Below are 24,398 nucleotides of genomic sequence, written 5' to 3'. Positions count from 1 at the left end.
GGAAGCAGTGACCTCGCCCGGCCCAGAGCCGACGGATCACTCCGGCGGTGTTTCAGGCAGCGCGGGTGCCTCCGCCTCGCCTTCGCCTTCGTCGTCCGAGGCATCCGAGATCCGCTCGACCGAGACGACCTTTTCGCCTTCCGCCGTCTTGAACACCGTCACGCCCTTGGTGGCGCGGCTGGCGAAGCGGATGCCTTCGACCGGCACCCGGATCACCTGGCCGCCATCCGACACCAGCATGATCTGGTCGGATGACGCGACCGGGAAGGCGGCTACAAGACGTCCGATCTCGTCCACCTTCGACACGTCGGTGGCGCGGATGCCCTTGCCGCCGCGGCCGATAACGCGGAAGTCGTAGGACGACGAGCGCTTGCCGTAACCGTATTCGGTCATGGTCAGCACGAACTGTTCGTGCAGCCTCAGTTCCTCGTAGCGGTCGTCGGACAGTTCACCACCTTCACCGACCTCCTCATTGGTCAGCGCCACCTCCTCCTCGCCTTCGCCCTCGGCGGAGGCAAGCCGGCGCTCGGCGACGGAGCGCTTGAGATAGGCCGCGCGCTCCCAAGGCTGCGCCTCGACATGTTCCAGGATCGTCATCGAGATCGCCCGGTCGCCTTCGTTCATGGCGATGCCGCGAACACCGGTCGAATCGCGTCCCTTGAACACGCGCACGTCAGTCACCGGGAAGCGGATGCACTGGCCGGAATCGGCGGTCAGCAGCACGTCGTCGTTTTCGGTGCAGGTTTCGACCGCAAGTATCGCGTCGCCTTCTTCGTCGAACTTCATCGCGATCTTGCCGTTGCGCTTCACGTCGGCGAAGTCGCTGAGCTTGTTGCGCCGCACGGTGCCGCGCGTGGTGGCGAACATCACGTCGAGCTTGTCCCACTCGCTCTCGTCCGGCAGCGGCAGGATCGCGGTGATGCGGTCGCCCTCTTCCAGCGGCAGCATGTTGCGCAGGAACTTGCCCTTGGACTGCGGCGTACCGATCGGCAGGCGCCACACCTTCTCCTTGTAGACGATGCCGCGCGAGGAGAAGAACAGGATCGGCGTATGCGTGTTGGCGACGAACAGGCGGGTGACGAAATCCTCGTCCTTGGTCGTCATGCCGGAGCGGCCCTTGCCGCCGCGCGCCTGCGCCCGGTAGATCGAGAGCGGCACGCGCTTGATGTAGCCCTCATGCGTGACCGTGACCACCATGTCCTCGCGCTGGATGAGGTCCTCGTCCTCCATGTCCGCGCCGCCGTCGACGATCTCGGTGCGCCGCGGCGTGCCGAACTCGTCGCGCACGGCGGCCAGCTCGTCCTTGACGATGGTCTGGATGCGCGCGCGGGATGAGAGGATGTCGAGGAGGTCAGTGATCTCCAGGCCGATGCCGTTCAATTCGTCGGCAATCTCGTCGCGGCCAAGTGCGGTCAGGCGCGCGAGCCTCAGTTCGAGGATAGCGCGTGCCTGCTCCTCGGAAAGGTTATAGGTGCCGTCTTCGTTGATGCGGTGGCGCGGGTCATCGATCAAGAGGATCAGCGACTCAACGTCCCGCGCCGGCCAGCGGCGGGTCATCAACTGTTCGCGCGCAGTCTGCGGATCGGGCGCGGTGCGGATAAGCTTGATAACCTCGTCGATGTTTGCAACCGCGATGGCGAGACCGACGAGGACATGCGCCCTGTCGCGCGCCTTGCGCAGCAGAAACTTTGTTCGGCGGCTGATCACTTCCTCGCGGAACTGATTGAACGCCTTCAGCATGTCGATGAGCGTCATCACCTCCGGTTTGCCGCCGTTCAGTGCGACCGCATTGACGCCGAACGAGGTCTGCAAGGGCGTGTAGCGGTAGAGCTGGTTGAGGATGACATCAGCGTTGGCGTCGCGCTTGAGCTCGATCACCACGCGGTAGCCCTGCCGGTCGCTCTCGTCGCGGATGTCGGAAATGCCCTCGATGCGCTTCTCGCGCACCAGTTCGGCCATCTTCTCGATCATCGAGGCCTTGTTCACCTGGTAGGGAACCTGGTCAATGATGATCGCCTCGCGGTCGTTGGCGCGCTGCTCGATCTGCACTCTGCCGCGCATCTGCACCGAGCCGCGGCCGGTCGAATAGGCGTTATAGATGCCGGAGCGCCCAAGAATGATGCCTCCGGTCGGAAAGTCCGGGCCCGGGATGATCTCCATCAGATCCGGCAGTTCCATCGCCGGATTGTCGATCAGCGCAATGGCGCCGTTGCAGATCTCGGCGAGGTTGTGCGGCGGGATGTTGGTCGCCATGCCGACCGCGATGCCACCCGCGCCGTTGACCAGAAGGTGGGGAAACCGCGCCGGCAACACCTTCGGCTCGGAATCGGAACCGTCATAGTTGTCCTGGAAATCGACCGTGTCCTTGTCGATGTCCTCGATCAGCTCGTGAGCGACCTTGGTCAGGCGCGCCTCTGTGTAGCGCATCGCCGCCGGCGGATCGCCGTCGATCGAGCCGAAATTGCCCTGCCCGTCGATCAGCGGCACGCGCAGCGACCAGTCCTGCGCCATGCGCACCAGCGCGTCGTAGATCGAGGAGTCGCCATGCGGGTGATACTTACCCATCACGTCCGAAACGGGACGGGCAGACTTCACGTGCTTGCGGTTCCAGTGGTAGCCGCTCTCGTGCGAGGCGTAGATGATACGGCGATGCACCGGCTTCATGCCGTCGCGTACGTCCGGCAGCGCTCTGGAGACGATGACGCTCATCGCGTAGTCGAGATAGCTGCGCTGCATCTCCTCGATGATGGAGACGGGCTCGATGCCGTCAGGCTGGTCGCCCTGCGGCGGCTTGGTCAGGTCACTCAATGGGGATCACGCTTTCTGGCAGAATCTTGCCCCCATTATATAAGAACGAAGGGTGGTTTTCCAAATCCCGCGGCTCAGTCGCTGTGGGTTATTCATGGCGCCTTTTCAAATAGATAGGCACGAATGACGAAGCGGCTGCGAATTCCGGAGCCGCATTTCGCAACGGCAACCGGTCGCCATGCCACGCGGCGCCTTGAATTCGCGCCCGCGATTCGGCTTTCTGAAGGGCGCGAACCGCACCGGAGCCTGAATGCCGCCGACCGAAACCACCTCGCCTTTCCGGCAATATGTCGCCCTCGCGAGGGAGGGCCGATGGGGCGTCCCGTCCATCGTCATCGGTATGGTGCTGATCGTGGCTCTGTGGGTCGTCACCACGGTCGTCGTCATGTTCGCCGCGTCTGCGATCATCAGTGCCTGGTACGGAATCTCGTATGCATCGATCTCCGATCGCCTCCAGACCGCCTTTGCCGGCCGCGCCGGGACGGCGACCCTGCTCGTCACCCTGGGCGTTCTGTGGGGTGTGGTCTGGGCCGTGCTGCGCATTGTGCACCGTCGGCGCCTGTCGAGCGTCCTCGGCGCGGACCGGCGGATCGACGTCCGGGATGGCCTGAAGGCGGTTCTCGCCGGCTGCCTCGCCTTCGGCCTGTCGATGCTCGTCGGTCCGGATTCGCAGGACTTGCCGATCGAACGGTCGTCGCTGGCGCTTGCCGACTGGCTGGTCTACCTGCTGCCGGTCGCGGGTTTGATCGCGCTGCAGGCATCGGCCGAGGAAGTGGTATTCCGCGGCTATCTGATGCAACTGCTCGCCAACCGGTTCGCGAGCCCGCTCGTCTGGGCGGCGATCCCGCTGCTCATCTTCACCATCGCGCATTGGGACCCGGAGGTGCAGGCGCACATGCTGCTGGCGATCTTCGGCTCCGTCTTCCTGTTCGCGGTCGCGGCGACCGTTCTCGTCGTGGCCACAGGCAATCTCGGCGCGGCGATGGGGTATCACGTCGTCAACAATATCTTCGCCTTCCTCGTCTTCTCGCCGCGGGGCGACGACAATGAATTCGCGCTCTATCTCTACCTCGCCCTGTCGGATCCGCGCTGGACCGGGAGCGAGGCCGCGTTGCTGATCGGCATGGATGTGCTGTCCTGCCTGCTCGTGCTGTTTCTGCTCCTTCACCAGCGCTCGCCGCTGAGGGTCGGCCGGCGGCCGGATGCCGGTTGCGCTCCGGTGCCCGTGGAGTAGCATGGCGGCGCGGAGGGGGACGCCATGCCGACCATCGAGAGCCTGTTCAACGCCTTCGTAACGGTGCTGGTGACGATCGATCCGCCGGGGCTGGCGCCGCTGTTCCTGGCGCTGACGCGCGGCATGAACCGGTCGGAGCGCAGCCAGGTGGCGCTGCGCGCCTCGGTGATCGGCTTCATCGTGCTCGCCGTCTTCGCGGTGGCGGGCGCCGCCATCCTGAACATGTTCGGCATCACGCTGCCGGCCTTCCGCGTCGCGGGCGGGCTGCTCCTGTTCTTCATCGCCTTCGAGATGATCTTCGAGCGCCGCAACGACCGCAAGGAGAAGAGCGCCGACGTCGCGATCACGCGCGACCACATCCACAACATCGCCGCCTTCCCGCTTGCCATCCCGCTGATCGCCGGGCCTGGCGCGATCTCGGCCACGGTGCTGCTCTCGGGCTCCTTCCCGACGCTCTACGGCCAGGTCGCGCTGCTTTTGATCCTGCTCGCCGGCATCGTGCTGACCTGGCTCGTCTTCTTCCTCGCCGAGCGCATCGACGGCTTCCTCGGCCAGACCGGCCGTTCGATCCTGACCCGCCTGCTCGGCGTCATCCTCGCCGCGCTCGCCGTGCAGTTCGTCGCCGACGGCATCAAGGCGCTGATGGCGGCCTGAGGTTCGACATGGCGTGGGCATTTTTCTGCGCTCAACTCAGCGGATGGCGAGGCGATGTCGGTTAGCTGCACTATCAAGGTCAGTGGTCGGGAAGAGGACTTGGCAGAAGGGAAATGGCTGCCGGTGCGAACCTTCGCGGAGGTTCCGAGGATCGGAGAACTGATCGCGTTCACGCCCGACGACGTGCGGGACGAACGAGGTGTGATTTTGACGAACCTGTATCGTGTGACGCACGTGCTGCATACGGCTGCGACCGAAATCAGCCCGGCAACAGTGACGCTGGATGTCGTGGTTGAGCAGTTGCATCCGAGCCGCGCCTGACTGCTCTCCTGCCGCGCGGCAAAAACTAGCCGCCATGCCTGTCCGGGCAGTCAAGACTTGTGGACGATCGGCACCATCAACCTGACCGCCTCGGGCCGAGCGAAGTCGGCATGCAGCGGATATTCCTCACGGTGCTGAATCTGCGAGCAATCGCGGGAAAGTCGCTCCGCCCGCATCCAGTCCAACATCGCCGCATAACGGTCGATGACCTCGCCCTCGGTCGCACGGTGCAGGGCGCTGGCGTAGTCGCAAGCGGGAACAAGGAACTCCTCCAGCCCGTCCGGCAGTGATGCGCCGTCTTCCAGCCGCGCGCCGGCGAAGCATCGGACGTCATCCCCCTGCCCGGCCAGCGTTACGACGACCACCGGCCCAGGCGCAAACGCCGGCTCCTCCAGGATGCGCTCGCGCAACGCCGCCAGCACCTCCCTCAGGCCGCCGGCGACGGCGTCGGCATGCGTGCCTTGCCACCACCGCCCGGCGAGCCGCGCCTGCCCCCGCGTCTCGATCGCGAACCCGTCGAGACCGGTGGCCGCACCCTCGCACCAGACGCACATGCGCCGTCAGCGCGGCCTAGAACGGGATGTCGTCGTCGAGGTCGCGCGATGCCGGGCGTCCGCCGCCCCCGCCGCCTCGCGAACCGTAGTCCGACGGTCCCGACTGGCCGAAATCGGAGCCGCCGGAGCGGCCGCCGCGGTCATACGACACCTGGCCGCCACCGCCGCCCTCGCCGCGCGAGTCGAGCATCTGCAGCTCGCCGCGGAACTTCTGCAGCACCACTTCGGTCGTGTAGCGCTCGACGCCGTCCTTTTCCCATTTGCGGGTCTGGAGCTGGCCCTCGATATAGACCTTCATGCCCTTCTTCAGATACTGCTCGGCCACCTTGGCAAGCTGGTCGTTGAAGATCACGACCTGATGCCACTCGGTCTTTTCCTTGCGCTCGCCGGAATTCTTGTCGCGCCAGCTCTCCGACGTCGCGATGCGGAGGTTGACGACGGCGTCGCCCGAGTTCAGCCGGCGGATCTCCGGGTCCGCCCCCAGATTGCCCACCAGGATCACCTTGTTCACGCTACCCGCCATCACACCGCTCCGCGCTTATCCGAAACCAAATCGAGCCGTATCATAACCGAACAGGACAGCCGATGCGCCGGGGCGTGGGAAAACCCTCCCGCTGTCCACATCTTTGTCTGTTCCTGTTATGTTCTATAATATTCCGGACCCGGTGGCAAGCGCCGATTGCGGGCGATTCCTGCGTGCGACGCCGGCCGGTCCTGGCGTCGGCCGGGTGGCTTTCGGCAGGACGAAAGGCTATGCTGGCGTCATGCTTCGCATGCGCTCCGCCCTCCTCGCCACACTCGCTGTCCTCGCAGCCGCGAGCCTGCCGGCCGTCGCCGACGAGGCGAAGAAGGACGCCGCGCTGCCCGGCGTCGACAGTACCTATTCGATCGTCGCGCCCGAACCCGAGCCCGAGGAGCCGCCGGCCGATGCCTTGGGCACGAAGAAGTTCGGCAAGTGGGAGCTCACCGTCTCGGGCTATGTCTGGGTGCAGGTCGGTTCCGGCAGCCATGGCGACGGGCGGTAAGGCCGGCGCCCCACCTTCCGCTCACGCCGCGACCGGCAGCGCCTTGGCCTCTCCCGCCCCCCTTGCCTTCGGCGCCTTCGCGGCGGCCGTCCGCGTCATGTCCGCCTTCCATTCGAGGAAATAGGCCACAGCGAGCTGCGTGGCGATGCCGGTGGCGATCAGCAGCGTGTCGAAGCCCAGGCCGGGCTGGTCCAGATGGCGCAGCACCTGCGCCACCATCGCGCACATCGTTCCGGTGACGAACACCGGCAGCGAATGCTTGCCGAGGATCGCCAGCGGATGGTCGGGCGCCGTTCGCGCCAGCCCCGACACCGCCGGCCAGCGCGCGACGAGATAGGCGAGCGCCAAAACGTCGAGCAGGCGGAAGAGCGACAGGAAGGTCTTGTTGAACCCGCCCAGCACTTCGGGCAGGCCGAGCCACGTCACATGGCCCCAGAACGGGCCGTGGATCCACAGGAACGCGAAGACGAGATAGGCGAGCGCCAGCCGGGTCCAGAGCGGATGCTGCGGCAGAGATCCGCCGGACCTGACATGCATCATGCCGGCGATGCCGATGACGTAGAGAAACTGCCAGGACAGCGGGTTGAGGAACCAGACTCCCGGCAGCGGATAGTTCGCCGGCGCGACCTGGAAGATGCCGGCCGCGAGCCACAGCGCGCCCGAGGCGGCCAGCGTCCCGGCCATGCTGCGGTTGAGCAGCCACACGATCGCCGGCGTGGCGAGAAGCAGCAGCATGTAGACCGGCAGGATGTTGTTGTAGCCAAGCTGGTGGCCGAGCGTGCCTATGCCCACCACCACGCGGGCGGGGTCCTCCATCAGCGGACCGATGTTGATCATCTCCAACAGGTCGGGCCGCAGCGCGAACACCGCGGCGCCGCAGAAGATGGTCAGCGTCGCCACCGTCATCATGATATGGGTGTAGAACAGCACCCACGCCCGGCGCCAGATGGCGAGCGCGGACCTCACCCCTTGCCCGCCCGTCATCTTCTGCCCGTAGACAAGGCCGATCGCGAGTCCCGAGATCAGCACGAACACCTCGGCCGCGTCGGAGAAGCCGAGATTCTTGAGCGTGAACTTTTCGTAGACGTTCCCGGGAACGTGGTTGATGAAGATCATCAGCAGCACAATTGCCCTGATGACGTCGATTCGAGTGTCTCGCTCGGCACGCATGTCTCTGATTCCCGGCCAGTTTTTGCCCTGGACGACGCGCTGTGCGCCGCCCGGCTCTTCCAATCCCCACGACCCCGGTCGGGTTTGTAGGCATCCCTAAACGGCGAAAAACTGTGTCGGTTCGATCAACTATCGTTTAAGGAGATAACAATGAGGGGTCGGATCGATTTGGGCGGAGCGCACAATGAGAGGCGACTGGATGGATGCGCCGCTGCGGTATGACCGCAGCTATGTCTACCGGCTCTATGAGCCGCAGGACCCAGCCGAGCGGACGATCGTGGCGTTGCACGGGTCGGGCGCGGATGAGGCGGCGATCCTGCCGCTGGCGCGGATGCTCGATCCGAAAGCGCGGATCGTCGCGCCCCGCGGCCGTATCCTGCAGAACGGCGAGCGCCGCTGGTACCGCAAGCTGAGCCCGATCACCTTTGACCAGTCGAGCGTGGCGCTGGAAGCCGACACCTTTTCCGGCTTCCTCGACGGCCTGCGCCGCGACGGCGTCACCGATCCGGACCGCACCCTGTTCCTCGGCTATTCGAACGGCGCCAACCTGGTGGCCGCGACCATGCTGCTCCACCCCGGCGCAATCCGCCAGGCGGTGCTGATGCGCGCCATGTCCGTCCTCGAATCCGCCCCCAAGGCCGACCTCACCGCCGCGCGCGTGCTGATCCTGTCCGGCGCCACCGACCAGATCTACGGCTCCTACGGCGCGATGCTGGGCGACCTGTTGAAGCGCAACGGTGCGGTGGTCGTGCAGGACACGCTGAGCTCCGGCCACGAATGCGGCGAAGGCGACATCGCCTATGCGCGCGGCTGGCTGGACTCGGTGGAAGGCGGGGTGCCGGCCACGGCGGATGCGAGGGGAACGAGGGGGTAGCTGCGCCGGTGTCTCGCTCGTGTCCGCTTCCTATTTAGTAGCGATGTTGATCGAAGGTTTTGTCGCCGTATCGATGGTGACGACAACGGACATGCCGGGCGCCAGCCGGTCGGCCAAGGCCTGACCCGGGTCGATCGTGATGCGTAGCGGCAACCGTTGCGCGACCTTGGTGAAGTTTCCCGTGGCGTTATCGGCCTTCAGCACGCTGAACTCAGAGCCAGTGGCGGGTGCGAACTGTTCGATATGGCCGGTCAGTTCTGCATGATGCAGCGCATCGATGGTCATCTTGGCAAGCTGGCCGATCTTCATGTCGGCGAGTTGTGTCTCCTTGAAATTCGCAACCACCCATTTGCGCTCGGGCACCAGCGCGACGAGCTGAGTGCCGGCGGCTACATATTGACCGATCCGCGCTCCCACCTCACCCAGTGTTCCGTCCTGAGGCGCAACGATACGGGTGTTCTCCAGATCGATCTCGGCAAGATGCGTAGCCGCCTCGGCGCCCTGCACGGCAGCTTCTAAAGAGCGTCGACTGACAATGGTTGCCTGCAAGTCTTGTCTGGCGACATCAAGGCTTGCCTCGGCCTGGGCATGGTTTGCACGTGCCTGATCAACGGTAGAACGGCTCTTATCGGCGTCGCTGGCCGTCACCACGCCCTTGTTCAGCAGCGGCTCCAGCCGTTCCCAGTTTTTTTCCGCTATATCAAGAGCCACTTTTGCTCCTTCGAGCGCAGCCTCACTCGCGCGGATGCGGGCCTCGGCAGATGCCTGGGCCTGCTGTGAATTCGCAAGCGAGGCTTGCTGTCCAGACAGCGTCGCACGCGCCTGCTCAAGCTTTTGAAGGTAGATTCGGTCGTCGAGGCGTACGAGAAGCTGCCCTGCCTTGACATGGTCATAGTCCCGCACGGGCACCTCCAAGACATAGCCGGCCAATTGGGGAGACATGACCGTGACCTGCCCGCGCACATAGGCGTTGTCGGTGGTCTCGACAGTCGTCACGAAAGGCGGCAGCCGCCAAGCGTATAGCACGAGCGTGACACCTAGAATGCCAAGCAGAACGGCGAGCGTGGTTGCGGAAGGTCTTAGAAATTTTGACATGGAGGTGGACGCTCTGTCAGCTGGAGGCCGTTTGGGGTGCTGCGACTTGCCAGCGTCTGATTGTATCGAAGGCGATATGGATGAGGAGGCAGACAAAGGCCAAGGCAGCCAGCGCGGCAATGAGAAGGAAGGCATCGTTGTAGGCCAGGACATTGGCCTCTCGCGTTGCCTGCTGGCCGAGGAGTGCGATGCCTTCCTGGTTGAGCAACGCTTTGTCGGTTAGCGATCGGGCATAGGCGCCGCTCAACTGTGCGACGCGCTGTGCGACGATCGGGTCCGTGAGCGCTAGGTGCTCCACCAGCGCGTGCGAATGGAGTTTCTCCCGCCACGTGATGAAGGTGCCGAACACCGCCGAACCGAGCAGTCCGCCAAGGCTTTGGGTGGTCAGAAACACAATGACGAAGCTCAGTATGTAATTCGGCCCCTTCTTGAGTGCCGACATTAATCCGCTGAGCAATGCTGGGGGGAGGAACAGCGCGCCAGCGAAGGCGATCAACGCTTGGCTGAGGTACATTTCCTCCGGACGCGTCAGGTTCGTCGAGCGGCTGTCCATCAGCGCTCCGGCGATCAGGAACGCGAGCGCGACGAGATGGATCTCCGGCTCGCGACCCGGTTTCATCACCGCCACGCAACTCAGTCCTCCGGCAACCGACGCGACGAGTATGATCCAGTACAATGTTATCGTCTGGCCGTTGTTGAGGCCGAAAACCTGGAACAGTCCGGCAGCTCCCGTCGTCTGCTCCGAGAGCACCACGCGGAAGACCAGCAACGCGCCGGTAAAATGCAGCACGGCTGGGCTCGACAGCCATCTGATATCCAGCAGCGGATTCTCGCGATTGAGCTCGATCACGGCGGCAGTCGCGACGCAGGCAATGGCGACCGCCAGGCTGACCCCGAGCCATGGCGCTTCGAACCACCAATAGAGGCGGCCGAGCACAAGGACGACGGCAGTCGCGCCGAAGCCGATTGCAATAAGGAGATAGCTGACGACGTCGAGCTTCTCGATGACCTTTGCCCTGGGGTGGGGCTGCCCGAGCGGCAGGTTGTAGACAAGGCAGAAAGCGATGAGGGCTAGCGCGACCTCCAGCAATGTCACATTGTGCCAGCCTTCAATGTCCAACAGCGTCGGCGAGATAAGCCGGGCGACCGGTGCACCGAGCGAGATGTTGGTCAGTGCCAGCGGAAGTCCGACCTGCATCTTCCTTTCCGGTCGGAACGGCTCCAGCATGTAGAGAAAGCCCAGCGTAGACATCGGCGCTGCGGCAATACCGCTCATGAAGCGCACGATGATCGCCGACGGCAGGTCGTTGATCATCAGATTAAGCGCCGAAGCGAGCACGAAACCAAGAATGCTGATCTCGGCAAAGTTCCTCAGGCCGTATTGCGCCCGTATCTTGATCAGGGCGAGGGACAGCGAAACATTCGGCGCCATGTAGGCCGCAACCATCCAGGTCGCCTCGTTCGTCGTCGCGCCGATGGAGCCCTGGATTTGGGTAATGTTCGCCGTAACCAGGTTCATGCCGAGCCCTTGCGTGAGCGCAAGCAGCAGCGCGGCCAGCATGTAGCCGCCCGAACGTGCGGGATGCATTGGCACGAAGGCTGGCGGGGCTGTGCTTTGCGGCGCTGGCTGGAGCTCTTCTCCCGAAATTGGAGCAGACGACGATCCGGCGAAACTCCGGCCCTCGGATACGCCATCCGCGGCGACCGGCGCAGACGGGAAGGAAGAGTGTCGTTGCATTTGAAGCTAGGCCAGGTTCAGGCGACCGCGCCTATGTTGCGCGACACATGCTTCAACACGTCCGTCGCGGCCGACAGATCCTTCTCGTCGATGCCTGCCAGGATCTGCCTTCGCAACTCGACCACAAAGGCGAGTATGGCATCCGCCTCGCTGCGGGCTTTCGCCGTCAGGAAAATCCCGTTGGCACGTCGATCGTCCTTGACGGCGCGGCGAACGACGAGATCTTTCTTCTGCAAGGCATCGAGCAGGGAGACGATCGATGCCTGCTCGATCTCCAGCGCGGACGCCAGTTCCGACTGCGTCGCTCCCTCGTTTTTCGCCAGATGCATCAGCAGACGCGCACGGGCCAGCGTGAGGCCCTGCGCCTTCACGCGGGCGTCGAACATCGTCCGCAGCTTGCGGTTCACCTTCGACAGCTCGTCCACGAACGCGGTCTCAAGAACGGTGTTATCCATAGGTGCCATATAAGTAAGTATCAGATAATTAGAAGCCTAAGTATAATGGCACCGTTCGGATTGCAAGGTGAGACATCCGTGATTGGCGTATCAAGCGACCGAGGCCGACAGCGACGACCAGGCCGGAACGCTACATCATGGGCGAAGCTTAACGTTAGGGTGCACAAAGCGTTGTGCTGACGCAGACGATCATGCCGCGTCGGCGCCGCCAATCCGGCTCGGTTTGACAAACGTCGCGACGGCAACCCGGTCTGCGCCAGTCCTCGTCACGTCCTCTGCGTCCGCTCTCCCGGCCATGCAGACAGCGCGATGTCGGCCACCTGCTTCAGCCTGGCCGTACATGCCCCGTCGCACGCCTGCGCGGACATGCCCTGGACGATGGCCGCATAGAAGCGGGCGAGCGAATCGGTGTCCGTGTCGGCCGGGAGCTCGCCGTCGCTCACGGCGCGATCGAAACGCACCTGCATGGCCCGGGTCGCGGCCTCCCGCCGCGCCGCCACATCCCGGGCAACCGACTCGCTCGCCTCCGCATGCTGGAGCACCGCCGACGAGACGATGCACCCGCGCGGTTTGCCGGGCTGGCTGATGCTTTCGGCAACGTCGTACAGGTAGAACGCCATGGCGTCATAAGCGCTCGCCGCGCCTTGCAAGGCTTCGGCGCGCCGCCTGTTTTCGCCGTCGATGGCGTAGTCGAGCGCCTGTCGGTACAGGTCCTCCTTCGAGCCGAAGGTGGCGTAGAGCGACGGCGGCGTGACGCCCATTGCCTGCGTCAGGTCGGCGATCGACGTCCCCTCATAGCCATGCTCCCAGAACAGCAGCGCGGCCTTTTCGAGCCCCACCTCCGGATTCAGCAGCCGTGGCCTGCCGCGCTTTCGGACGGCTTCCGTCATTTTTATATCGATCCCTATAATATTCATTGACACGCTTTCCGGTCATTTATTATATCGGTCGCTATAAAATTTCAATGGAGCGACCGATGCCTGGAAGACTGTCGAACAAAGTGGCCCTGGTGACTGGAGGCTCGCGCGGTATCGGCCGGGCGACGGCGTTGGCCCTTGCCAGGGATGGCGCGTCCCTCATCGGCGTGCATTATGGCAGCAACGCCGATGCCGCCCGCGAGGCCGTCGGGCAGATCGAAGCGCTCGGCGCCAAGGCCGTCGCCATCGAGGCTGATCTCGGTAAAGGGAGGGAGGCGGCGCTCGGTATCTGGGAGCAGTTCAGGGACGCAGCCGTCGCCCACACCGGCGAGCCCGGCCTGGACATTCTGGTCAACAATGCCGGCGTGGCGCCAGCGGTCTCATTGGCCGAGACGAGCGAAGCCGTCTACGACGAGGTCATGGCGATCAACCTGAAGGCGCCCTTCTTCCTGATCCAGGCTCTGGCCGAACATATCCGCGACGGCGGGCGCATCATCAACGTCTCGACCGGCTTCACGCGCGTCGCCGCGCCCAGCCACCCGGCCTATTCGGCGTCGAAAGGCGCGCTCGAAACGCTGACGCTGGCACTGGCGCCCGAGCTGGGCCGGCGCGGGATCACCATCAACGCGGTCATGCCGGGCATCACCGAGACGGACATGAACGCCGGCTGGCTGGCCAATCCCGAGGCACGGGCGGGCGCAGAGGCGATGTCGGTCTTCTCGCGCATCGGGACGGCCGACGACCTCGCCGACGTGATCGCCTTCCTCGCCTCCAACGATGCGCGCTGGACCACGGGACAGGTGATCGACGCCACGGGCGGTGCCCGGCTCTGAGCATTCGCGGCGCTTTGCCGTGGTATGCGCATCATGCGAGATCCCAAAGCAAAACCCCGCCGCGCTTCCGCGCGGTCGGGGTTTCGTTTTTGTGAGCCATTGCTCATCGGCCGGCTTTAAGGGGCCGGTCCTGTTTCGGATGCCGAGATGGCGTCAGCCATCGATCCGACTGCGGTCTCTGATTGTGGTTTTGGCGGCAATGCGTGGTTCGGCGGATTTTGACCCGCGCCTGCGCCTGCCGTGGCTCCGTCTAGCTGCGGAGCCGCAAGGGACTGTCCGGTGGAGTCATGGCTCCCTCCCATGTCCGTTTCGCTTCGTCGGGGAGTGCTCTGATCCGGTGTCTGCGGCGTCTCGCAGCCTGCCCATCGGCCCGGAGAGCGCCTCGCGCTCGTCATTCCCGACAGGTAGAAGTCTGCTCCCGCGCGCGCCTCAGGTCAAACATTTCCAGCCGCCCGGCCCAAATCGTGATCGAATGTTACAGGCCGCCTGGCGCGAACCGCCCCTCCCTCCTGACATCGTCTTGTCAGGAGCTTCCGTTCACTCTCCGTTCTTTTCGCTTGCCGCGTCTTCCGCCGCCGTCTAATGCTTGGGGGGTCGCGGGCGCGCAGCCCTCGACCTTGCGGCGAAAATACCTACATTCGGGCTGGCGGTCTCCGCCATCCCCTTTATCAGCATGAGGCTGCGGACCGGTCATGGCCGATCAGAAGTACATTTCGATCCGCGGCGCGCGCGAGCACAATCTGAAGAACGTCGACCTCGACATCCCGCGGGATTCGCTGACGGTGATGACCGGCCTGTCGGGTTCGGGCAAGTCCTCGCTCGCCTTCGACACGATCTATGCCGAGGGCCAGCGCCGCTATGTCGAGAGCCTGTCGGCCTATGCGCGGCAGTTCCTCGAGATGATGCAGAAGCCGGACGTCGACCAGATCGACGGCCTGTCGCCCGCCATCTCGATCGAGCAGAAGACCACCTCGCGCAATCCGCGCTCGACGGTCGGCACCGTGACCGAGATCTACGACTATATGCGCCTGCTCTTCGCGCGCGTCGGCATCCCCTATTCGCCGGCGACCGGCCTGCCGATCGAGAGCCAGACCGTGTCGCAGATGGTCGATCGGGTGCTGGAGCTGCCGGAAGGCACGCGCCTGTTCATCCTGGCGCCGATCGTGCGCGGCCGGAAGGGCGAATACCGCAAGGAGATCGCCGAGCTGCAGAAGAAGGGTTTTCAGCGCCTCAAGATCGACGGCCAGTTCTACGAGATCGCGGAAGCCCCCGCGCTCGACAAGAAATACAAGCACGACATCGACGTGGTGGTCGACCGCCTCGTCGTGCGGCCCGACATCGCGACCCGTCTGGCGGACTCCCTCGAAACCTCGCTCAAGCTCGCCGACGGCATCGCGGTCGCCGAATTTGCCGACAGGCCGCTGCCGGCCTCGGAGACCAAGGAGGATTCCGCCAACAAGTCGGCCAACGAGACGCATGAGCGCATGCTGTTCTCGGAAAAGTTCGCCTGCCCGGTCTCCGGCTTCACCATTCCCGAGATCGAGCCGCGGCTGTTCTCCTTCAACAACCCGTTCGGCGCCTGCCCCACCTGCGACGGCCTCGGCTCGCAGCAGGCGATCGACCGCAACCTCATCATCCCCGACGAGAGCCTGACGCTGAAATCGGGCGCCGTCGCCCCCTGGGCGCGCTCGACCTCGCCCTATTACCTCCAGACGCTGGAGGGGCTTGGCAAGGCCTACGGCTTCAAGGTCACCGACCGCTGGTCTGACCTTTCCGAAGAGGCGCGCGACGCGATCCTCCACGGCACCGGCGAGCGCCAGGTCGCCTTCAGCTATGACGACGGGCTGCGCTCCTACAAGACGACCAAGACCTTCGAAGGCGTCATCCCCAATCTCGAGCGCCGCTACAAGGAGACCGACTCCGCCTGGTCGCGCGAGGACATCGAGCGCTTCATGGCCTCGACCCCCTGCCCCGCCTGCAACGGCTTCCGCCTCAAGCCGGAGGCGCTGGCGGTGAAGATCGCCGGCCTGCACATCGGCCAGGTCACCGACCAGTCGATCCGCAAGGCCGGCGCCTGGTTCGATGCGCTTCCCGCGCAGCTCAACGACAAGCAGAACGAGATCGCCTACCGCATCCTGAAGGAGATCCGCGAGCGGCTGAAGTTTTTGAACGACGTCGGCCTCGACTACCTGACGCTGGCGCGCAATTCCGGCACGCTGTCGGGCGGCGAGAGCCAGCGCATCCGGCTCGCCTCGCAGATCGGCTCCGGCCTCACCGGCGTGCTCTACGTGCTCGACGAGCCCTCCATCGGCCTGCACCAGCGCGACAATGCCCGCCTGCTCGACACGCTGAAGCACCTGCGCGACATCGGCAACACCGTCGTCGTGGTCGAGCATGACGAGGACGCGATCCTTGCCGCCGATTTCGTCGTCGACATCGGCCCCGCCGCCGGCGTCCATGGCGGTCGCATCATCGCGCAAGGCACGCCCGCCGAGGTGATGGCCAATCCGCGCTCGCTCACCGGCAAATACCTGTCGGGCGAGCTCGAAGTCTCCGTCCCGTCCGAGCGCCGGCCGCTGAAGAAGAACAAGCGGCTGAAGATCGTCGGCGCGCGCGGCAACAATTTGAAGAACGTCACGGCCGAGATCCCGCTCGGCACCTTCACCTGTGTCACGGGCGTGTCGGGCGGCGGCAAGTCGACGCTCCTGATCGAGACCCTGTTCAAGGCCGCCTCGCGCCGCATCATGGGCGCGCGCGAGCACCCGGCCGAGCACGACCGCATCGAAGGGTTCGAGTTCCTCGACAAGGTCATCGACATCGACCAGTCGCCGATCGGCCGCACCCCGCGCTCGAACCCGGCCACCTATACCGGCGCCTTCACGCCGATCCGCGACTGGTTCGCCGGCCTGCCGGAAGCCAAGGCGCGCGGCTACCAGCCCGGCCGCTTCTCCTTCAACGTCAAGGGCGGCCGCTGCGAGGCCTGCCAGGGCGACGGCGTCATCAAGATCGAGATGCACTTCCTGCCCGACGTCTACGTCACCTGCGACGTCTGCCACGGCAAGCGCTACAACCGCGAGACGCTGGAAGTCACCTTCAAGGGCAAGTCGATCGCCGACGTGCTCGACATGACGGTCGAGGAAGGCGCCGAATTCTTCGCCGCGGTCCCCGCCGTCCGCGACAAACTGGAGACGCTGGCCAAGGTCGGCCTCGGCTACATCCATGTCGGCCAGCAAGCCAACACGCTCTCAGGCGGCGAGGCGCAGCGCATCAAGCTCGCCAAGGAACTCTCCCGCCGCGCGACGGGCAAGACCCTCTACATCCTCGACGAGCCCACCACCGGCCTGCACTTCCACGACGTGGCCAAACTGCTCGAAGTCCTGCACGAGCTGGTCGACCAGGGCAACACGGTCGTCGTCATCGAGCACAATCTGGAGGTCATCAAGACCGCCGACTGGGTTCTGGACCTCGGACCGGAGGGCGGCGACGGCGGCGGCGAACTGGTGGCGCAGGGCCGCCCGGAGGACATTGTTGCCGAGAAGCGCAGCTATACGGGGCAGTTCTTGAAGGAGCTCTTGGAGCGACGGCCGGGCGGGAAGCGCGAGGCGGCGGAGTAGTCCTCCTCGCCCCCTACGGGAGAGGATGGCTTGTCCCCGAACTGCCCTTCGCAGTTCGGCTGGACATGCCTGGTGAGGGGTGGGCGCGCTGCAAACAGAAAGCCACTAAATGGGCTTTCATGGGCTTGCGAGTGAACAAACGCCTGAGGCCATAGCCAAGGGCAACAGCGCGAGGCGGCGGAGTAGTCATGGACGACCTTGTCGATCAGATACGCCGGCGTATCGAGAGCGGCAAATTCAGGGTCTCGGATCATGCGCAAGGCCGGCTGGACGAACGCGGCCTCCTGCTCTCGGACATTCTGGCAAGCATCCCGTCCTGGTCGATCATCGAGACCTATATCGCCGGCAGGATGGGACCGTCCTTCCTCGCTCGGCATGTTCTAGCGACTGGCCCCATCCACGTGGTCTGGGGTATGATCAATGCAAATGCGGTTCATGCCGTTCTCGTGACGGTCTATCTGCCTGACAAGGAGAAGTGGGATGAGCAGTCCACAACCCGACGCAAGGCGTGAACAGGTGACGCGGCTCGTCGAGGAAAACGGCTACATCGCCAAGGTTCCCGTTACGCTGATCTACGAGACCGACGACCCGACCAATTGGGGCCCGTACCTTTCATCCGGCGACGCACTCAAGCTCGACGAGGTGCGCAGGGCGCTGCGCGGCGGCGACATCGCCGGCGCGGCCCGGCACGGGGAAGTGTTCGAGCTGACGAAGGTGGCGTAAGCGAGCGGCGATAAGGGATAGGTTCCGAAGGTGCTGTCGGCGGGGAGACCAGTTCGGTTGGAGATTTACGCGTCTCGCTGGCTGATTGAATTGCTTTGAGCAGATGGCCGTTCGGCTTTGAGTCAAACGAATTGCCATTCTTCATCTCGTAATCTGGAGATGCTGTTCTGGACGCCGAGTAATTGCGGGGTTGATCGGAAGTTTCTTCACGCCGGACACGAAAAGCCGCGCGACACCGGTTTTGGAAAACTCCACCAACTCGTTCACGCCGCTGCTGCTGGTGAAGTGCAATATCTCATATCGACAGATCGGGATTTGCCTGTTGTCTCGGAATCGGCGATCAGGACCACCATTCTTATTTGGATGTTTCCATGTATGGCCGATCACCTGTGCATCTCGCGGCAAAGGTCCGTCCTCGATGAAATTCGAATCCTGCCAGACGATTGAAAGATCAGAATACCCGACCGCTCCGACTTTGTGGCCATCTTCAACAAGTGCGACGTCAGGCAGAAAGTAGATCACCTGCTTCCCGACATGGAGCGCCGGCGGTGTGATATTGGACGCTAACGTCGCCGGCAGCCTAAAATCAAGCACGGTAGGTTTTTTGCGGACGATGTGAGACGCCCCCGCATTGCGCTTCCAGGTCGTTAGATCGTTCACCGCGCCGCCGGCCTCAACGTGCCATTTGCCGCCGCAAGACATCATTGCATCAAAGCCGCTGACCAATTCTTCGTATGCCTTCATGGCGTCCGGCTCGAGGTCGTAGAACAAGACCGTCGTGCGGCGATACGAATCCAGCCATCTTCCCATAAGCCACGCAGGGATCGCACACAGGGCGACAAATACTCCCATGATCCCGGCAACCATCATCGTCAGTATGCCAACGATGCCAACGGACCAGCCGAGAACGGACCCCATTTTCACCTGCCGGCGCTTTCCGTTGATTTCGTCCAAGAGTTCCCCGAACGCCTCATCTCTCATTGCCAACACATCTCCAGAGTCGACTTCGATCATCTGAACGCCATCGATCTGAATTGGAGCGCTGGGGACGGGCGCCTCGAACTGCGACGGTTGGCGCGAAGCACGTGCCTCACCAGCACGGCCAATCGTCGCTCGATAATAGATGCCGCCACGACCCGCATGCACGTAGTGGCCGCGAGGTCCGGTTCCAAACCGCAACCCTTTGATGCCAACCGACGCTCCGACGCCTCCGTTAGAGAAATTAAACCTGAAAGGCCCTGCGCTCACCGACTTGCGAAAATAAAACGGCATTGGCCCCTCCCCACCAGCGCCTCAATATTCGTTCCTTTGAGAACTACTTGGCAAGCCGTTTGCCAACATTCATTGGAAGCTGATTTGATCTGGGAGCTAAGTCAGACGCTGGCCGCTGATGCCACTCGCTCTGCAGGGTCGGAATAATCGTCCGGCCGCGCAATTCTCCGGCCATCAACGCATGGGTGCCGTTGACCGGCCGTTCAATGAAGCCGAAGTCAGCGCAGAGGGTGACGAGGGTGCGGGCGTTCGAGCTGCGTCCTTCTCCCCGTTCACGGGGAGAAGATGGCGGCAGCCAGATGATGGGCAGCCCCGACTTTCGAGGGCTCGCGCAATGCCCCTCATCCGCCCTTCGGGCACCTTCTCCCCGTGAACGGGGAGAAGGACAGGCGGCGCCGGGCCGCTCGCACCCTCACCTATAAGGTGACCGGCAATATCGCCTCGGCCCATGATACGGCTGATACGTATCCGTCCACGCGTCGTACGACCGGTAGCGCGCCGCGCACCAGTCGACGTGCGCGGTAGGGCCCTGGAGCGGCGGGAGCGGGCGGTGCGCCTTGTAGATCGGCAGCGGATAGCCGCACAGCCGATGCGGGCACCTCGGCACGTGCCGGAGGCGATAATGCCGCGGGCTGTGATAACGCCGCGCCCCCGTCTCCATCGCGGGACGCTCGTTATACCAACGGGCCACCGGGACGGAGCCGTGATAGATCACATCGGTGGCGGGATCATATTGCCATTCGCCCGCCCCCGCCGGCGAGGCCGCGAGCAGTATCGCGGCAAGACCCAGCGCAGCTTTCCACATCTCAGGCTCCATCGACTGCAGCGCTGCATACAACCACCGGCGGGGGCGAAGGTGCCCTGCGTTCCGGAGGCAGGGTTAACGATCTGCAAACGCGGCGCGCGCGTCGGACCGAAAAGTCTTGCGAGTCGAGCTACAGTCTCCCGGGCCAAGCGGCTTTGAGGTTCGCAGGCGTCCCCCCTCCTTCCGTCATACCGGGCGCCGAAGGCGACCCGGTATCCATTCCTCTTCGCGATTGGCCGCTTCTTGCGCCAGGATTCCGACCGCCAATCGATCCCGGCTGACCTCCGGTCGCCGGGATGACGAAGCGCCAGGGTCTCCCGCGCCCCAGGCGACCGGCGCGAGGCTTGGCCGGCCAGAGCGGAGGCGGCGGTGGCTGGAACAGGGCGATCGAGAAGACCGGGAGGCGCCGAGGCTGGTGCTGGCGTCGCTTGTCGTCACGGCCGCGTGTGTCGGCGGCGGCCCCTGCCCCGCCGTCTCCACCGCGCCATCCGGTGCCTGCTGCGCCCGGCGCGCCCTGTCCCGCGCGGCCGCGCCTCAGTTCGCGGCGGGCTTGGGTGCGGGGCGGAACATCTTCCAGTTCTTGTAGAAGATGGCGTTGATCTTGGAGGCGATCAGCGACACGACCGAGACGAGCGCCGACAGCAGCCCCGGGAACGGCGTCGGCCGCACGATGTCCATGAACACGCAATAGCGGCGCGCGTCGTATTCGTTGACCGAGCGGTGGATCAGCGTGTCGTCGAAGATGTAGAGCGGGTCGTCGTGCCAGTAGTGCTTGGCGTTGCCGCATTCGATGAAGATCTGGTCGGTCTTCACCGGCGAGAGATTGTAGAGCACGCGCAGCGTCAGCCTCAGCGGGCCGTAATGGAAGGTGGTCGATTCGCGCTTCGAAAACACCGAGACGGCGATCGTCTTGATGTATTTGAACTCGCGCTTGAACTCCTCGATGTTGTGCGGGTTCTCCTTGCCGTACCAGGAGAAGACATACATGCCGCGCCGGCCGGCCTCGAACACCTTGTCGATGTCGCCGACGATCTCGTCCTTGCGGGTGCGGAAGGTGCCAAGCACGAACTCGACCTCCTCGCGCCAGGCCGGCGGCAGGTCCTCCATTTTCCAGATGCCCTTGTTGCGGTAGGACAGGAGGTCGATCAACAGGTTGAACGGCGACAGAAGGAAGGTCGGGATGCCGTTGCCGAGGAAGTAACGCTCGAACACCATCGCGTCGCGGCGCGTGTTGCGCATCACGTCGATCAGCCCGCAGGCAAGCCATACGATGGTGACGACCGGGATGAACCAGAGGCCGGCAAGGACGACGACGGCGGCGACGGCGAGCTTGCGGGCGAGTTTGGCGGATATCGGCATGAGGTGACTGGCTCCGGGGCCGGTCCCCACCGGCGGCTTGCTTCATTACACCCGTAACCGGCGCCTGTGAATGTGATGCGAAGCCCGGCACCATATGTCAGGAGGCTGGCGGGCAGCGTGCCGCCGCGATGGACCCGTGGCCCCTTGCGACATAAGTTCTGTCCGGCGACATCGATGGGAGGCGTGATGAGCAAGGCCGGAACGATCCGCGCGGGAATGGGCGGCTGGACCTTCGAGCCCTGGGAGGGCACGTTCTATCCCGACACGCTGCCGAAGAAGCGGCAGCTCGAATTCGCCTCGCGGCAGGTGCCGACCATCGAGGTCAACGGCACCTACTATTCGGGCTTCACGCCGGCGACCTATGCCAAATGGGCGGCCGAGACGCCGGAAGACTTCGTCTTCTCGATCAAGGGCAACCGCTTCGTCACCAACCGCAAGGTGCTGTCCGAGGCCGGAGAGTCGATGGCGAAGTTCTTCTCGCAAGGGCTGGAGGAGCTTGGGCCAAAACTCGGGCCGCTGGTCTGGCAGTTCGCGCCGACGAAAAAATTCGAGCCGGACGATTTTGAGGGCTTCCTGAAGCTTCTGCCGCAAACCCATGCCGGCGTGAAGCTCAGGCATGTGCTAGAGGTGCGCCACGGCTCGTTTGCCGTGCCGGACTTCGTCGCGCTCGCCGAGAAGCATGGCTGCGCGATCTGCTACGCGCATCATTTCGACTATCCGGAATTCGCCGACATCACGGCGGATTTCGTCTATGCCCGCCTGCAGCGCGGTTCGGACGACATCGCGACTGCCTATGCGCCGAAGGATCTCGACGGCTGGGCCAGGCGGGCCAGGATCTGGGCCGAGGGCGGCCAGCCCGACGACCTGCCCTATGCCGACCCGGCGCGGAAGGCAAAGAAGGTATCGCGCGACGTGTTCGTCTACATCATCCACGAGGGCAAGATCCGCGCGCCGCAGGGCGCGATGGCGTTCATGGAGCGGGTTGCAGGCTGAGCGGACACTCCTCCGGCGGCTGCGGCAAAAAAGCGAAAATTCCTCTGCCGTCCGGGTTGCCCGTCCCGGCGAAGCTGACTATAAGCCGCCTCGGCTACGCGCCCTTCGTCTATCGGTTAGGACGGCACCCTTTCACGGTGCAGAGAGGGGTTCGACTCCCCTAGGGCGTACCACCTTCCTCCTCCCGAACATCCGCCTCGACAGCTGGACCCAGCCTGTTCATGCTGGCGTGGTTCGTGTCACGGAGGCGGAGATGGAGGGCTTGCCGATTGCCAGGGCGTTCACGCTGCTGGAGCCGGGGCCGGTCGTGCTGGTGACCACGAGCGACGGCCGCAAGGACAATGCGATGACCATCCCCTGGACCATGGTGATGGACTTCTCGCCGACATTCGCGCTGACGACCGGGCCGTGGAACCATTCCTATGCGGCCCTGCGCGACACGCGGGAATGCGTGATCGCGGTTCCGACCGTCGACATGATCGACACGGTCGTCGGCGTGGGAACGTGCTCCGGCAAGGATACGGACAAGTTCGAAAAGTTCGGGCTCGCCCGTCAAGGCCAAGCATATACGGGCGCCGCTGATCGGGCAGTGTCTCGCAAATGTCGAGTGCCGCGTCGTCGACATCGTCGAGCGGCATGGCATCGTCGTGCTGGAGGGGATTGCCGCCTATTTCGACAGTGCCCGGAAGGAGAAGCGGACCATCCACGCGGTCGGCGACGGCACGTTCATCGTCGACGGACGCAGGATCGACCGCAGGGAGATGATGCGTTCGAAGCTGCCGAGCGGACTGTAGCCCCCTCGCCCGCCAGGTCAGTTCGCCGCGACGCGTTCCTGCTTGCCGAGCCAGCGGCGCCAGTCGGATTCGGAGCCGGAGAAGACGTTGAGATCGATCTTGCCCTTCACGCCGTGCGACAGGCCCGATCCCGAATACTGCCAGAACACCCAGTCGCGGCCTGGATAGACCTTGGAGGGATGCTGGGCGACTGCGCGCAGCCAGAAGGGGTAGTTCTGGAAAGCGTTCTTCAGATTGTCGCCGTAGAAATCCGGCGCGGTGTAGATGACAGGGCGCTGGCCGTAATGCGCCTCGATCTTGTCCATGAACACCTGCATCTTCTCGAGCACGGTGGCGCGCGAGGGCCGCTTCTTGCAGGCGGAGAGATGGTTCCACTCGACGTCGATCACCGGCGGCAGCGCGTTCGGGTCCTTCGGCACGTTGCGGATGAACCAGTCGGCCTGGCTGGAGGCGCTGCGGCACCAGTAGAAGAAGTGATAGGCGCCGCGCTTCAGGCCCGCGGCATCGGCTTCGCGCCAGTTCTTGCGGAACATCGGGTCGAGATGGTCGCCACCGTCGGTGGCCTTGATGTAGGCGAAGTTGGCGCCCTGGCTGCGCAGCTTCACCCAGTCGATCTCGCCCTGCCAGCGCGAGACGTCGACACCGTGAACGGCATAGTCGGCCGGCTTGCGCTTGCCGAAGTTGATCGGCTTGGCGTCGCGGAAGCGCTGCCGCTGGACCGCGCCATAGCGGCGCGTCTCGGGCCGTGCCGTCGGCGTCGGCGGGGTGACGAGGGCAACGGCCTTGACGGCGGGCTCGTCGATCACGTCCGGAGGGGCGAGCGCGGACACCTTGACCGGGTCGACGTCGGCGTCTGCCTCGATCATGGTCTGCTGCTCCTCAGCCAGCCCCACCACTTCGGCTGGGCGCGGACCGGAGACGGAGGCTGTGGTTTCGGAAGAGGCGCCGACCTTGAGCACATCGGCGGCATTGCTCGACATGCAGCCGGCGAGTGCGACGCAGGCAAGGAGCGAGACGACGAGAGGGGAAAGTCGCATGTCGGACCGTTACGCAATACGAGAAGGACCGAGCAGCGCCCGGAAAGACCAGCCTCTTTATGAATGGGAAATTACCAAGAAAGATTGAATCCGATCTTTACCATGATCGGTAACGCTTGAATG

At 64.2% G+C, this 24,398-nt stretch carries 23 protein-coding genes, 1 tRNA gene and 2 pseudogenes; 14 read left to right on the top strand and 12 right to left on the bottom strand.

Annotation, left to right across the window (positions count from 1 at the left end; translation table 11 throughout):
• Positions 1–36: 36 nt before the first annotated feature.
• Positions 37–2,808 carry a DNA gyrase subunit A gene (gyrA, locus tag B9Z03_RS17615; protein WP_085465404.1) on the bottom strand — a complete coding sequence of 924 codons (2,772 nt, stop codon included), beginning with the start codon at positions 2,806–2,808 and terminating at the stop codon, positions 37–39.
• A gap of 250 nt (positions 2,809–3,058) precedes the next feature.
• On the opposite strand from gyrA, the gene B9Z03_RS17610 reads away from it, so the two are divergent.
• From B9Z03_RS17610 to B9Z03_RS17600, 3 genes are all read left to right on the top strand, one after another.
• On the top strand, positions 3,059–4,042 hold the full coding sequence (locus tag B9Z03_RS17610) for a CPBP family intramembrane glutamic endopeptidase (protein WP_085465403.1): 984 nt from the start codon (positions 3,059–3,061) through the stop codon (positions 4,040–4,042).
• A 24-nt stretch (positions 4,043–4,066) separates the two neighbouring features.
• Positions 4,067–4,696 carry a MarC family protein gene (locus tag B9Z03_RS17605; protein WP_085465402.1) on the top strand — a complete coding sequence of 210 codons (630 nt, stop codon included), beginning with the start codon at positions 4,067–4,069 and terminating at the stop codon, positions 4,694–4,696.
• A gap of 99 nt (positions 4,697–4,795) precedes the next feature.
• Positions 4,796–5,017, top strand: a complete 222-nt coding sequence (locus tag B9Z03_RS17600; RefSeq protein WP_085465401.1) for a hypothetical protein — start codon at positions 4,796–4,798, stop codon at positions 5,015–5,017.
• A gap of 50 nt (positions 5,018–5,067) precedes the next feature.
• Here the strand turns inward: B9Z03_RS17600 and B9Z03_RS17595 are convergent, their stop codons facing one another.
• Together B9Z03_RS17595 and ssb are read right to left on the bottom strand one after the other, a co-directional pair.
• Positions 5,068–5,571: a GyrI-like domain-containing protein gene (locus tag B9Z03_RS17595; protein ID WP_085465400.1), complete on the bottom strand. Its 504-nt coding sequence runs from the start codon at positions 5,569–5,571 to the stop codon at positions 5,068–5,070.
• 16 nt (positions 5,572–5,587) lie between these two features.
• Positions 5,588–6,094: a single-stranded DNA-binding protein gene (ssb, locus tag B9Z03_RS17590; RefSeq protein ID WP_085465399.1), complete on the bottom strand. Its 507-nt coding sequence runs from the start codon at positions 6,092–6,094 to the stop codon at positions 5,588–5,590.
• Positions 6,095–6,344: 250 nt separating this feature from the next.
• Between ssb and B9Z03_RS17585 the strand changes: the two genes are divergently transcribed.
• Positions 6,345–6,596 (top strand): hypothetical protein, encoded by a 252-nt coding sequence (locus B9Z03_RS17585; protein WP_176247550.1) that lies wholly within the window; start codon positions 6,345–6,347, stop codon positions 6,594–6,596.
• A 21-nt stretch (positions 6,597–6,617) separates the two neighbouring features.
• Here B9Z03_RS17585 and B9Z03_RS17580 read toward each other — a convergent pair whose 3' ends face one another.
• A complete protein-coding gene (locus B9Z03_RS17580; protein ID WP_085467722.1) occupies positions 6,618–7,766 on the bottom strand; it encodes an OpgC family protein in 1,149 nt (382 codons plus the stop codon).
• Positions 7,767–7,950: 184 nt separating this feature from the next.
• On the opposite strand from B9Z03_RS17580, the gene B9Z03_RS17575 reads away from it, so the two are divergent.
• Entirely contained in the window at positions 7,951–8,640 is a 690-nt protein-coding gene (locus B9Z03_RS17575) for an alpha/beta hydrolase (RefSeq protein WP_139832305.1), read from the top strand.
• A 30-nt stretch (positions 8,641–8,670) separates the two neighbouring features.
• Here the strand turns inward: B9Z03_RS17575 and B9Z03_RS17570 are convergent, their stop codons facing one another.
• From B9Z03_RS17570 to B9Z03_RS17555, 4 genes are all read right to left on the bottom strand, one after another.
• On the bottom strand, positions 8,671–9,735 hold the full coding sequence (locus B9Z03_RS17570) for an HlyD family secretion protein (protein ID WP_085465396.1): 1,065 nt from the start codon (positions 9,733–9,735) through the stop codon (positions 8,671–8,673).
• Between the two features lie 16 nt (positions 9,736–9,751).
• The gene (locus B9Z03_RS17565) at positions 9,752–11,323 is read right to left on the bottom strand and encodes an MFS transporter (RefSeq protein ID WP_139832304.1); all 1,572 of its coding nucleotides are present in this window, start codon (positions 11,321–11,323) and stop codon (positions 9,752–9,754) included.
• Between the two features lie 167 nt (positions 11,324–11,490).
• The gene (locus B9Z03_RS17560; RefSeq protein ID WP_139832303.1) at positions 11,491–11,937 is read right to left on the bottom strand and encodes a MarR family winged helix-turn-helix transcriptional regulator; all 447 of its coding nucleotides are present in this window, start codon (positions 11,935–11,937) and stop codon (positions 11,491–11,493) included.
• Positions 11,938–12,194: 257 nt separating this feature from the next.
• Positions 12,195–12,818, bottom strand: a complete 624-nt coding sequence (locus tag B9Z03_RS17555; RefSeq protein WP_085465393.1) for a TetR/AcrR family transcriptional regulator — start codon at positions 12,816–12,818, stop codon at positions 12,195–12,197.
• Between the two features lie 86 nt (positions 12,819–12,904).
• Here B9Z03_RS17555 and B9Z03_RS17550 point away from each other — a divergent pair, with 86 nt between their 5' ends.
• From B9Z03_RS17550 to B9Z03_RS17535, 4 genes are all read left to right on the top strand, one after another.
• Positions 12,905–13,678, top strand: a complete 774-nt coding sequence (locus B9Z03_RS17550; protein WP_085465392.1) for an SDR family oxidoreductase — start codon at positions 12,905–12,907, stop codon at positions 13,676–13,678.
• A gap of 692 nt (positions 13,679–14,370) precedes the next feature.
• Entirely contained in the window at positions 14,371–17,292 is a 2,922-nt protein-coding gene (gene uvrA, locus B9Z03_RS17545; RefSeq protein WP_085465391.1) for an excinuclease ABC subunit UvrA, read from the top strand.
• Positions 17,293–17,480: 188 nt separating this feature from the next.
• Positions 17,481–17,804: a DUF4258 domain-containing protein gene (locus B9Z03_RS17540; protein ID WP_085465390.1), complete on the top strand. Its 324-nt coding sequence runs from the start codon at positions 17,481–17,483 to the stop codon at positions 17,802–17,804.
• Complete coding sequence (locus tag B9Z03_RS17535; protein WP_085465389.1) at positions 17,773–18,015, top strand: hypothetical protein; 243 nt, start codon at positions 17,773–17,775, stop codon at positions 18,013–18,015. The genes B9Z03_RS17540 and B9Z03_RS17535 overlap by 32 nt, the downstream gene beginning before the upstream one ends.
• A gap of 141 nt (positions 18,016–18,156) precedes the next feature.
• Here B9Z03_RS17535 and B9Z03_RS17530 read toward each other — a convergent pair whose 3' ends face one another.
• The 3 genes from B9Z03_RS17530 to B9Z03_RS17520 all read right to left on the bottom strand — a co-directional run bounded on the left by B9Z03_RS17530 (position 18,157) and on the right by B9Z03_RS17520 (position 21,451).
• Positions 18,157–19,287: a DUF4236 domain-containing protein gene (locus B9Z03_RS17530; protein WP_085465388.1), complete on the bottom strand. Its 1,131-nt coding sequence runs from the start codon at positions 19,285–19,287 to the stop codon at positions 18,157–18,159.
• Between the two features lie 412 nt (positions 19,288–19,699).
• Positions 19,700–19,948, bottom strand: a complete 249-nt coding sequence (locus tag B9Z03_RS30655) for a BA14K family protein (RefSeq protein WP_432417039.1) — start codon at positions 19,946–19,948, stop codon at positions 19,700–19,702.
• A gap of 678 nt (positions 19,949–20,626) precedes the next feature.
• Positions 20,627–21,451, bottom strand: coding sequence for an aspartyl/asparaginyl beta-hydroxylase domain-containing protein (locus B9Z03_RS17520; RefSeq protein WP_085465387.1), 825 nt, complete (start codon positions 21,449–21,451; stop codon positions 20,627–20,629).
• Positions 21,452–21,637: 186 nt separating this feature from the next.
• On the opposite strand from B9Z03_RS17520, the gene B9Z03_RS17515 reads away from it, so the two are divergent.
• From B9Z03_RS17515 to B9Z03_RS30530, 5 genes and pseudogenes are all read left to right on the top strand, one after another.
• Positions 21,638–22,444, top strand: a complete 807-nt coding sequence (locus B9Z03_RS17515; RefSeq protein ID WP_085465386.1) for a DUF72 domain-containing protein — start codon at positions 21,638–21,640, stop codon at positions 22,442–22,444.
• A gap of 98 nt (positions 22,445–22,542) precedes the next feature.
• Positions 22,543–22,617, top strand: a tRNA-Glu gene (locus B9Z03_RS17510).
• 80 nt (positions 22,618–22,697) lie between these two features.
• Positions 22,698–22,937 (top strand): annotated as a pseudogene (locus B9Z03_RS30540) (flavin reductase); the annotation flags it as partial.
• Between the two features lie 25 nt (positions 22,938–22,962).
• Positions 22,963–23,079: pseudogene (locus B9Z03_RS30535) on the top strand (hypothetical protein); the annotation flags it as partial.
• Positions 23,080–23,091: 12 nt separating this feature from the next.
• Positions 23,092–23,238, top strand: coding sequence for a hypothetical protein (locus B9Z03_RS30530; protein ID WP_348529036.1), 147 nt, complete (start codon positions 23,092–23,094; stop codon positions 23,236–23,238).
• Positions 23,239–23,255: 17 nt separating this feature from the next.
• Here the strand turns inward: B9Z03_RS30530 and B9Z03_RS17500 are convergent, their stop codons facing one another.
• Positions 23,256–24,275 (bottom strand): glycoside hydrolase family 25 protein, encoded by a 1,020-nt coding sequence (locus B9Z03_RS17500; protein ID WP_085465385.1) that lies wholly within the window; start codon positions 24,273–24,275, stop codon positions 23,256–23,258.
• Between the last annotated feature and the right edge of the window lie 123 nt (positions 24,276–24,398).

Source organism: Mesorhizobium australicum (assembly GCF_900177325.1).
GTDB classification, from domain to species: domain Bacteria; phylum Pseudomonadota; class Alphaproteobacteria; order Rhizobiales; family Rhizobiaceae; genus Mesorhizobium_A; species Mesorhizobium_A australicum_A.
The sequence above is the reverse complement of the archived record's forward strand: the minus strand, read 5'-3'. Positions and strand labels throughout refer to the sequence as shown.

Excerpts from the sequence above, each read along its gene's own strand:
- B9Z03_RS17610 (WP_085465403.1), top strand. The coding sequence starts at position 3,059 with ATGCCGCCGACCGAAACCACCTCGCCTTTCCGGCAATATGTCGCCCTC.
- B9Z03_RS17605 (WP_085465402.1), top strand. The coding sequence starts at position 4,067 with ATGCCGACCATCGAGAGCCTGTTCAACGCCTTCGTAACGGTGCTGGTG.
- B9Z03_RS17595 (WP_085465400.1), bottom strand. The coding sequence starts at position 5,571 with ATGTGCGTCTGGTGCGAGGGTGCGGCCACCGGTCTCGACGGGTTCGCG.
- ssb (WP_085465399.1), bottom strand. The coding sequence starts at position 6,094 with ATGGCGGGTAGCGTGAACAAGGTGATCCTGGTGGGCAATCTGGGGGCG.
- B9Z03_RS17585 (WP_176247550.1), top strand. The coding sequence starts at position 6,345 with ATGCGCTCCGCCCTCCTCGCCACACTCGCTGTCCTCGCAGCCGCGAGC.
- B9Z03_RS17580 (WP_085467722.1), bottom strand. The coding sequence starts at position 7,766 with ATGCGTGCCGAGCGAGACACTCGAATCGACGTCATCAGGGCAATTGTG.
- B9Z03_RS17575 (WP_139832305.1), top strand. The coding sequence starts at position 7,951 with ATGAGAGGCGACTGGATGGATGCGCCGCTGCGGTATGACCGCAGCTAT.
- B9Z03_RS17570 (WP_085465396.1), bottom strand. The coding sequence starts at position 9,735 with ATGTCAAAATTTCTAAGACCTTCCGCAACCACGCTCGCCGTTCTGCTT.
- B9Z03_RS17565 (WP_139832304.1), bottom strand. The coding sequence starts at position 11,323 with ATGCATCCCGCACGTTCGGGCGGCTACATGCTGGCCGCGCTGCTGCTT.
- B9Z03_RS17560 (WP_139832303.1), bottom strand. The coding sequence starts at position 11,937 with ATGGCACCTATGGATAACACCGTTCTTGAGACCGCGTTCGTGGACGAG.
- B9Z03_RS17555 (WP_085465393.1), bottom strand. The coding sequence starts at position 12,818 with ATGACGGAAGCCGTCCGAAAGCGCGGCAGGCCACGGCTGCTGAATCCG.
- B9Z03_RS17550 (WP_085465392.1), top strand. The coding sequence starts at position 12,905 with ATGCCTGGAAGACTGTCGAACAAAGTGGCCCTGGTGACTGGAGGCTCG.
- uvrA (WP_085465391.1), top strand. The coding sequence starts at position 14,371 with ATGGCCGATCAGAAGTACATTTCGATCCGCGGCGCGCGCGAGCACAAT.
- B9Z03_RS17540 (WP_085465390.1), top strand. The coding sequence starts at position 17,481 with ATGGACGACCTTGTCGATCAGATACGCCGGCGTATCGAGAGCGGCAAA.
- B9Z03_RS17535 (WP_085465389.1), top strand. The coding sequence starts at position 17,773 with ATGAGCAGTCCACAACCCGACGCAAGGCGTGAACAGGTGACGCGGCTC.
- B9Z03_RS17530 (WP_085465388.1), bottom strand. The coding sequence starts at position 19,287 with ATGCCGTTTTATTTTCGCAAGTCGGTGAGCGCAGGGCCTTTCAGGTTT.
- B9Z03_RS30655 (WP_432417039.1), bottom strand. The coding sequence starts at position 19,948 with ATGGAGACGGGGGCGCGGCGTTATCACAGCCCGCGGCATTATCGCCTC.
- B9Z03_RS17520 (WP_085465387.1), bottom strand. The coding sequence starts at position 21,451 with ATGCCGATATCCGCCAAACTCGCCCGCAAGCTCGCCGTCGCCGCCGTC.
- B9Z03_RS17515 (WP_085465386.1), top strand. The coding sequence starts at position 21,638 with ATGAGCAAGGCCGGAACGATCCGCGCGGGAATGGGCGGCTGGACCTTC.
- B9Z03_RS17500 (WP_085465385.1), bottom strand. The coding sequence starts at position 24,275 with ATGCGACTTTCCCCTCTCGTCGTCTCGCTCCTTGCCTGCGTCGCACTC.